7 protein-coding genes and 1 pseudogene are annotated in these 7,918 nt (G+C 57.1%); 7 read left to right on the plus strand and 1 reads right to left on the minus strand.

Annotation, left to right across the window (positions count from 1 at the left end; translation table 11 throughout):
• The 6 genes and pseudogenes from recG to CPT76_RS23260 form a co-directional block, all read left to right on the plus strand.
• Positions 1–1,522: ATP-dependent DNA helicase RecG (recG, locus tag CPT76_RS23235; RefSeq protein WP_105444597.1), on the plus strand; the 1,522-nt coding region annotated here is incomplete at its 5' end.
• A 62-nt stretch (positions 1,523–1,584) separates the two neighbouring features.
• Entirely contained in the window at positions 1,585–1,872 is a 288-nt protein-coding gene (locus CPT76_RS23240) for a stage VI sporulation protein F (RefSeq protein ID WP_076169947.1), read from the plus strand.
• A 310-nt stretch (positions 1,873–2,182) separates the two neighbouring features.
• Complete coding sequence (locus CPT76_RS23245) at positions 2,183–2,968, plus strand: gluconate 2-dehydrogenase subunit 3 family protein (protein WP_258168745.1); 786 nt, start codon at positions 2,183–2,185, stop codon at positions 2,966–2,968.
• 67 nt (positions 2,969–3,035) lie between these two features.
• Positions 3,036–4,714, plus strand: a pseudogene (locus CPT76_RS23250) (GMC family oxidoreductase).
• A gap of 64 nt (positions 4,715–4,778) precedes the next feature.
• Positions 4,779–4,970, plus strand: coding sequence for a twin-arginine translocase TatA/TatE family subunit (tatA, locus tag CPT76_RS23255; protein WP_105444599.1), 192 nt, complete (start codon positions 4,779–4,781; stop codon positions 4,968–4,970).
• A 41-nt stretch (positions 4,971–5,011) separates the two neighbouring features.
• The gene (locus CPT76_RS23260; RefSeq protein WP_105444600.1) at positions 5,012–5,398 is read left to right on the plus strand and encodes a cupredoxin domain-containing protein; all 387 of its coding nucleotides are present in this window, start codon (positions 5,012–5,014) and stop codon (positions 5,396–5,398) included.
• A 126-nt stretch (positions 5,399–5,524) separates the two neighbouring features.
• Here the strand turns inward: CPT76_RS23260 and CPT76_RS23265 are convergent, their stop codons facing one another.
• Complete coding sequence (locus CPT76_RS23265) at positions 5,525–6,199, minus strand: SOS response-associated peptidase (RefSeq protein ID WP_105444601.1); 675 nt, start codon at positions 6,197–6,199, stop codon at positions 5,525–5,527.
• A 303-nt stretch (positions 6,200–6,502) separates the two neighbouring features.
• On the opposite strand from CPT76_RS23265, the gene CPT76_RS23270 reads away from it, so the two are divergent.
• Positions 6,503–7,771: a DNA polymerase IV gene (locus CPT76_RS23270; RefSeq protein ID WP_105444602.1), complete on the plus strand. Its 1,269-nt coding sequence runs from the start codon at positions 6,503–6,505 to the stop codon at positions 7,769–7,771.
• Positions 7,772–7,918: the final 147 nt, after the last annotated feature.

The raw sequence follows: 7,918 nt of genomic DNA on the forward strand, positions 1-7,918 counted from the left end.
GCCGGAGGAACTGCTGCGGAAGTACCATCTGATGCCGCGGAAAAAGGCGATCGCCACGATCCACCAGCCCCAGGATACCGGGGAAGGGCAGCAGGGTCGCGAGCGGATGGTCTACGAGGAGCTGTTTCTGTTTCAGCTGAAAATGCAGGCGTTCCGCGCCCTGAACCGGGAGCGTATGGACGGCGTCGTCCATACGGTGGACAACAAAACGATGCGCGAGTTCGTGCGCAGCCTGCCGTTCGAGCTCACCGATGCGCAGAAGAAGGTCGAACTCGAAATTTTACAGGACATGCGCTCGCCGCACTGCATGAACCGGCTGCTGCAGGGAGACGTCGGCTCCGGCAAAACGGTGCTGGCGGCGATCGCCTTGTACGCGTCGGTGCGTTCGGGCTATCAGGGCGCGCTGATGGTGCCGACCGAAATTTTGGCCGAGCAGCATACGCGCTCGCTGCAGAAGCTGTTTGAGCCGTTCGGCATCACCGTCGGCCTGCTGACCGGCAGCGTTACGGGGCGCAAGCGCAAGGACCTGCTCGCCTCGCTGCAGATGGGCTTGACCGACATCGTCGTCGGAACGCACGCCCTGATCCAGGAGGACGTGTTTTTCCGCAAGCTGGGCGTAGTGGTCACCGACGAGCAGCACCGGTTCGGTGTCAACCAGCGCGGCATTCTGCGGCGCAAGGGGTATAATCCGGACGTGCTGACGATGACCGCGACGCCGATCCCGCGGACGCTGGCGATTACAGCGTTCGGCGACATGGACGTGTCCACGCTGTCGGAGCGCCCGAAAGGACGGATTCCGATCACGACGTACTGGGTCAAGCACAATATGCTCGACCGGGTGCTGGGCTTCATCGCCCGCGAGGTGGACCAGGGGCGCCAGGCGTACCTGATCTGTCCGCTGATCGAGGAGTCGGACAAGCTGGACGTGCAGAACGCGATCGATCTGCATGTCCAGATGCAGCAGGCGTTCCCTTCCTACAAGGTGGGCCTGCTGCACGGCCGTATGACGCCGGCCGAGAAGGAGGAAGTGATGCGGGCCTTCTACGAAAACGAGGTGCAGCTGCTCGTCTCGACCACCGTCGTCGAGGTCGGGGTGGACGTGCCGAATGCGACGCTGATGGTCATTATGGACGCGGACCGTTTCGGCCTGTCGCAGCTGCATCAGCTTCGGGGCCGTGTCGGACGCGGCGAGCACGCTTCCTACTGCGTGCTGATCGCCGATCCGAAGTCGGAGGTCGGTCAGGAGCGCATGAACGTCATGACCGAGACGGACGACGGCTTTGAAGTATCCCGGCGCGACTTGGATCTTCGCGGACCGGGAGATTTCTTCGGCACGAAGCAGAGCGGTCTGCCCGAGTTCCGCCTGGCGGACATGGTGAGCGACTTTGCCGTGCTGGAGCAGGCGAGAGATGACGCCGCCCGGTTGGTGGCGGATCCGGCGTTTTGGACCTCCCCGGCGTACGGGCCTCTGCGGGACTATTTGCAGCAGGAGCAGATATTTCAAGGAGATTTGGTCGATTAGGTCAGTGGACAACCCCTCCCGTCATATACTTAGTTGGACTGCATTAGACGGGAGGTGCCAATATGGGTTATCAGCAGTACGGAATCAGCCCCCAATTGGTCGCACGGATCAAGCTGAAGATGAAAAATCCGGCCACCAAGGAGCGCATTAAAAAATTGATCGAAGGCGTAAACAAACAGGACCTGCAGGATCCGGCCAGGGTACAGCGGCTGGTCAAGTCGGCATCGTCCATCCTGAACGAGAAGCTGACCGGCGCCGAGGAAGGACAAATCGTCCGGTTTGTGATCGCCCAAAAGATCGATCCCAACAATACGTTCCACCTGATCAAGTTGTGGGGAATGTTCCGCTAAAAAAGCATACAAGCGCTTAGAATGCAGCCCTCCGGGAGAAACCCGGGGGCTTTTTTTGTATTCAAAACAGTCAGCAGCGAAACCTGCCCGAACTTCTTGACGTATTAGGCTGTCAGGTGATTTGCGGACTCTCTTCCTTTGAAGATCAATGCGGCGGTTGTGATGGAAACCGCGAGGTTCGTCCTAGTCATTTGGTCACAATATGACGTCTGATGTCAGATATTGCGTTTGAAACAGAGAAATTTTGGGTAACTGATTCGAAGTGGTCTTCTTTATTGCATCCACAATATTCATAATTGGAGGGATCATGTTGCCAGGACTGAAATTGGGGAAGAGCAGCAAGCCGGCCCGGTCGAAAGAACCGGATGAATCCCGGCGGAAATTTTTGAAAGCCTCGGGAATGACGCTTGGCGGTCTGGTCGTCGGCGGTGTGTTCGGGGGCGTCCTGACGGACAGTCTGGAGAAAAATCAGGCTCCCAAGACGGCGCCTGCCGACAGCAAGCCTGAGGCTTCGCTGCAGGATGCGCTGATGTTCTTTAACCAGGAGCAGTTTAAAATGACCGAAGCGGCGGTCGAAAGGATTTATCCCGAAGATGAGAACGGTCCTGGTGCCAAGGCGCTGGGCGTCGCCTTTTTTATTGATCATCAGCTCGCAGGCCCGTGGGGGTATAACGCGCGGGACTATATGATGGGTCCTTTTGTCCAGGCCCAGACAACGCAGGGGGAGCAGTCGCGGCTGAAGCGCAACGAGATGTTCACGCTGGGCCTGGAGGGACTGAAGAGCTACTGCCAGCAAAAGCACCAGAAGGCTTTTACGGAGCTTGAGGGCCAGCAGCAGGACGAAGTGCTGACCGCTATGGAGAAAGGGGACAAATTCCCCATGCGCGGGGTGACAAGCAGCAGCTTCTTCAACATGCTGAAAAATTTGACGATCGAGGGCGTATACGCCGATCCGCTCTATGGCGGCAACCGGAATATGAACGGGTGGAAAATGCGGAATTTTCCGGGCAACCAGATGAGCTACGCCCAGCAGATTACGAAGGAAGGGCTGGTCCAAATCCAGCCGAAAAGCCTGCAGGCTCACATGAGCGAATAAATTTCACAGATATAAGGGGACATCAGACGTGGCCAAATTACCTAAAGTACCAGTGGTTATTGTTGGAATGGGCTGGGTCGGCGGCATCATTGCGGCCGAGCTGACCAAAGCGGGCGTCCAGGTCGTCGGACTGGAGCGCGGAAAAAGCCGGAGTACGGAAGATTATTTCATGGATCATGATGAGCTGCGGTATGCGCGGCGTTTTGAACTGATGCAGGACTTGTCCAAGGAAACGATCACGTTCCGCAATACGGAATCGATGAGGGCGCTGCCGATGCGCAGCTATGGCTCCTTCCTGCTGGGGGACGGGCTCGGCGGCGCGGGATCGCATTGGAACGGGCAGACGCACCGCTTCCTGCCGTATGACTTTGAGATTTACAGCCAGACGGTCGATCGGTATGGAAAAGGCAAAATTCCCGCCGGCATGCAGCTGCAGGACTGGGGAATCACGTATGATGAAATCGAGCCGTATTACGACAAGTTCGAGCAGATGGCCGGCATTTCCGGGGAATCGGAAGCGAACCCGATGCTTGGCAAACGGTCCCATCCGTTTCCGACTCCGCCGATGAAAAAAACGCCGATCCTGCAAAGGTTCGAAGAGGCGTCCAAAAAGCTCGGGTACCATCCGTACATGATCCCTTCGGCCAACCTGAGCGAGAACTACAAAAATCCGGACGGCGTCTCCCGTGCGGCCTGCCAGTACTGCGGATTTTGCGAGCGGTTCGGCTGCGAGTACGGCGCCAAGGCGGATCCGGTCGTGACAGTGATCCCGACGGCGATGGCCACCGGCAAGCTGGAGGTGCGCACGTTCTCGAACGTGACCGAAATTCTCCATGACGGCAAAAAGGCGACCGGGGTAGTGTACATCAACACGGTGACCGGGGAAGAGGTGACCCAGCCGGCGGATGTGGTCATTCTCGGCAGCTTCGTGCTGAATAACGTGCGCCTGCTGCTGAGCTCCAAGCTCGGAACGCCCTATGACCGGAAAACCGGCCGGGGAACGATCGGCCGGAATTATGCGTATCAGGTCAACTCCGGTCACGCGGTCGGCTTTTACGTTGATGAGGAATTCAGCACGTTCATGGGCGCCGGGGCGCTCGGGATGGAGTTCGACGACTTCAACGGGGATAACTTTGACCACTCCGATTTGAAGTTTCTGCACGGGGCGGGCATCCGGATCAGCCAGAACGGCCTGCGCCCGATCGAAAACACCCGGCGCCGCAGGGCACGCCGACCTGGGGCAAGGAATGGAAGAAGACCACGCTGAAGTACGCCAACCGCGTGCTGACCGTAGCGACGCAGGGGGCAAGTTTGCCCTGGAAGCACCACTATTTGGATCTCGATCCGACCTATAAGGACATTTACGGCAAACCGCTGCTGCGGATTACGTTTGATTTTGAAGATCAGGACCGTGAGCTGACGAAGTTTCTGGCAGACAAGGCCGGTGAGGTCATGAAGGAGATGGGTCCTTCCCATGTGGAGGTCAAGGACAAGCTAGATCCTTACAATATCGTTCCTTACCAATCCACCCACAATACCGGCGGGGTCATTATGGGCGCGGACCCGGAAACGTCGGCGGTGAACAGTTACCTGCAGATGTGGGACGCGGAAAACGTGTTTGTGGTAGGTGCTTCGGCATTTCCGCATAACAGCGGCTACAATCCGACCGATACCGTCGGCGCGCTTGCCTACCGGGCGGCGGAAGGGATCCAGAAGTATTTGAAACAGGGAGGCATGCTTGTCTGAACAGGCAGCGATTTAGGGCCTGCGATGAAGGTCATGCGACTTCATGGAAAAGGAGGGATCGGCCATGCTTTCGACGATCGGAATACCGGGGCTGCTGCTGTTGCTGCTGCTCGTCCTGCTGCTGTTCGGGCCGTCCAAGCTGCCGCAGCTCGGCAAGGCGGTGGGGACGACGCTTCACGAATTCCGCAGCTCTGCGCGGCATCTGACGGAAGAGGATGAGGAGAAGCAAGATGCGGGGCGCCGCCAGGAAGGATAACAGAACAACATACTTATTTATTTTAAATGGAGGGATTTAACATGAAAAAATGGATGCTGATAGGACTTACGCTGCTGCTGGTTTTTGTGCTTAGCGCCTGCGGAAGCAGCGGCGGAAGCGGGAGCGGCTCGTCGGACGAGTCTTCGTCTTCCGGCGGCTCGGACGGCGTGAAGGAAATCAAGGTGACGGCGTCAAACTTTAAGTTTGAGCCATCCGAGATCAAGGTCAAAAAGGGCGAAAAAGTCAAAATTACGCTGGAGAACAAAGATGGAAACCACGGTCTGGCCATTCCCGATTTCAACGTGGACCTGCAGAAGCCAAGCTCTGCAGAGTTTACCGCCGATCAAGCAGGTGAGCATGAGTTCCACTGCTCCGTCATGTGCGGTGCCGGCCACAGTGATATGAAGGGGACCCTGATTGTTGAATAAATTGGCTTAGCAGATGATGGAGCACCGGACTGCCTTCTGACGATACAGGAGGCAGAATCCAGAAAGCGCCGCCCAGCCGGACCGTAAAGGTTCGCGCAAGGCGGCGCTTTTTTTGCATATATACGGTTACGCGCCTTCCGGTACCCGTTCGATGCAATCGGGCGTATCGTTTTTAACCGAATTGACCGTCCTTGAGACCGGGTAAGCTTCCATTTCCTCGGCAGGATAGGGCACGAGCAGCTTCTGCAGGGCGTTTACGTCCGTCTGCCCGCGGTCCAGCCAGGCCATTTCGTCCTCCGGGCGCAAAATGACGGGCATCCGGTCATGGATCGGCGCCATCAGCGCATTGGGCCCGGAAGTGATGACCGTGCAGGTGCTCAGCTTGCTGCCGTCCTCCTGCAGCCAGGTGTCGTAGAGGCCGGCCATGCTGAAGATACCCCCGCCCCGGAGGGTAATCCGGTAAGGGACTTTGCCACTGTCGGTTTTCATCCATTCATAAAATCCGTCGGCGGGGATCAGGCACCGCTTCCTCGCAAAAGGCAGCTTATAGGCCGGCTTGTCCGCCAGCGTTTCGCTTCTGGCGTTGATCATCTTGCTCCCCATGCTGCTGTCTTTGGCCCAGGACGGGACCAGCCCCCATTTAAGCTGACCGGCGCGAAGGCTGCTTCCATCATGAATGACGGCCAGTACGTTCTGCGCCGGAGCGATATTATAACGGGGATGAAAGTTCAGCGCAAGCTCAAGCTCATAGCGCAGCATCAATTCTTCCATCGACACGGTCAGTGTATAACGGCCGCACATCAGGCACTCCCCCTTTTGTGGAATGATCGTTGTAAACAGTGTACCGCGGGATGCCGGTTTACGCCAGCCTGTCTGCCAGCAGGAAGGGAAGGCTGTCAAAAAATACATTTGCATAGAGAACATGTGTTTGGTATATAATACGAATATACGTTCGCTTACCGAGTGAGCATTGCTTCGTGGAGAGGGAAGCGGCCCGGATCGTTTTTTTCGACGAGCGGTCTTTAGGGAGCTAGAGCTTCTCGGAGCTGCCCGGCCCAAACCGGTTTAACGAAATGCCAAAGTGGATGTGGAGGGTGTGTGCGCTTGAGCAGATCAAAGGAGAGAATTATATTTTTGGCCGATTGTCAGAGCTTTTATGCAAGCGTAGAGAAAGCGGATCATCCGGAGTATAAAGACAGGCCGCTCGCCGTTGCCGGAGACCCGATGCGCAGATCGGGCATCATTCTAGCCGCATGCCCGATCGCCAAGAGTTATGGGGTATCCACCGCCGAACGGCTGGGGGAGGCGCTCAAGAAGTGCCCGGATCTCGTCATTATGCGTCCAAGAATGCAGCATTATATCGATGTCTCGCTTCAGATTACCCGGATTTACGAGGAATATACCGATCTGGTCGAAATATTCAGCATCGACGAGCAGTTTCTGGACGTGACTGGCAGCCTGGCTCTTTTCGGCGACCCCGTGAGCATTGCCAAGTCAATCCAGCAGAAGGTGATGGAGGAGACGGGAGTCTGGGTGCGGGTCGGCATCAGCTCGAACAAAATTTTGGCTAAAATCGCCACCGACATTTGGGCGAAGAAGAACAAGGAGGGCATTTTTATACTGCCCAAAGCCGACATCGAGAAGAATCTGTGGCCGGAGCCGGTCCATAAAATGTTTGGAGTGGGTTCGCGCATGACGGCCCATTTTGCCAAACTCGGCATGACGACGATCGGGGATGTGGCGAGAACGCCTCTTCCCCAGCTGAAGGATAAATTCCGGGCGCGGTTCGGCAAGCAGTCGGATATCCAGGCCGAAGTGATGTGGCGCACCGCCAACGGCATGGACGACAGCAAGGTGACTCCGGAAACGTTCGACAAGCCTCCCAAATCGGTCGGGCATATGATGACGCTGCCCCGGGACTACGCCATCCCCAAGGAGGTCGACACGATCCTGCTGGAGCTGACGGAAGAAGTATGCCGCGACTGCCGCCGGAAGGGATACATGGGCTCGGTCGTCACGGTCAGCTGTATGTGCAGCCCTTATGACGCGCCGACAGGCTTTTCCCGGCAAATGAAGATGCCGGATCCCACGAACAACACGAACAAGGTGTATGAAGCCGTAAAAACGATTTTTTATAAGCATTGGGACCGCATGCCCGTTAGGCGCGCCGGGGTCATGCTGAGCGAGCTCAGCGACGACCGGAATTACCAGCTGACGCTGTTTGAAGACCAGGAGCGGCTGCGGGCTCTGGAAAAGGCGACGGACCATATCAAGCAGCGGTACGGCAGCATGGCGATCGTAAGAGCCTCTTCGCTTACGGGCGCCGGCCAGGCGGCGGAGCGGTCCATGAAAATCGGGGGGCATTATAAATGAGCAAGAAGCTTGAGAATAACGGATGCGGCCCATTACCAGGCGCTGCTTCTGAAGCAGCAGCTGCAGGAGACGGTGAAGGATGCCGATCCGCGGATTACGCTGACCGTATTCCCGGGGCAGGTCGAACCTACGCCTGGCGTTCTCAAA

The sequence above is a fragment of the Paenibacillus sp. AR247 genome (genome assembly GCF_002968895.1).
Taxonomy (GTDB): Bacteria; Bacillota; Bacilli; order Paenibacillales; family Paenibacillaceae; genus Paenibacillus_AQ; species Paenibacillus_AQ favisporus.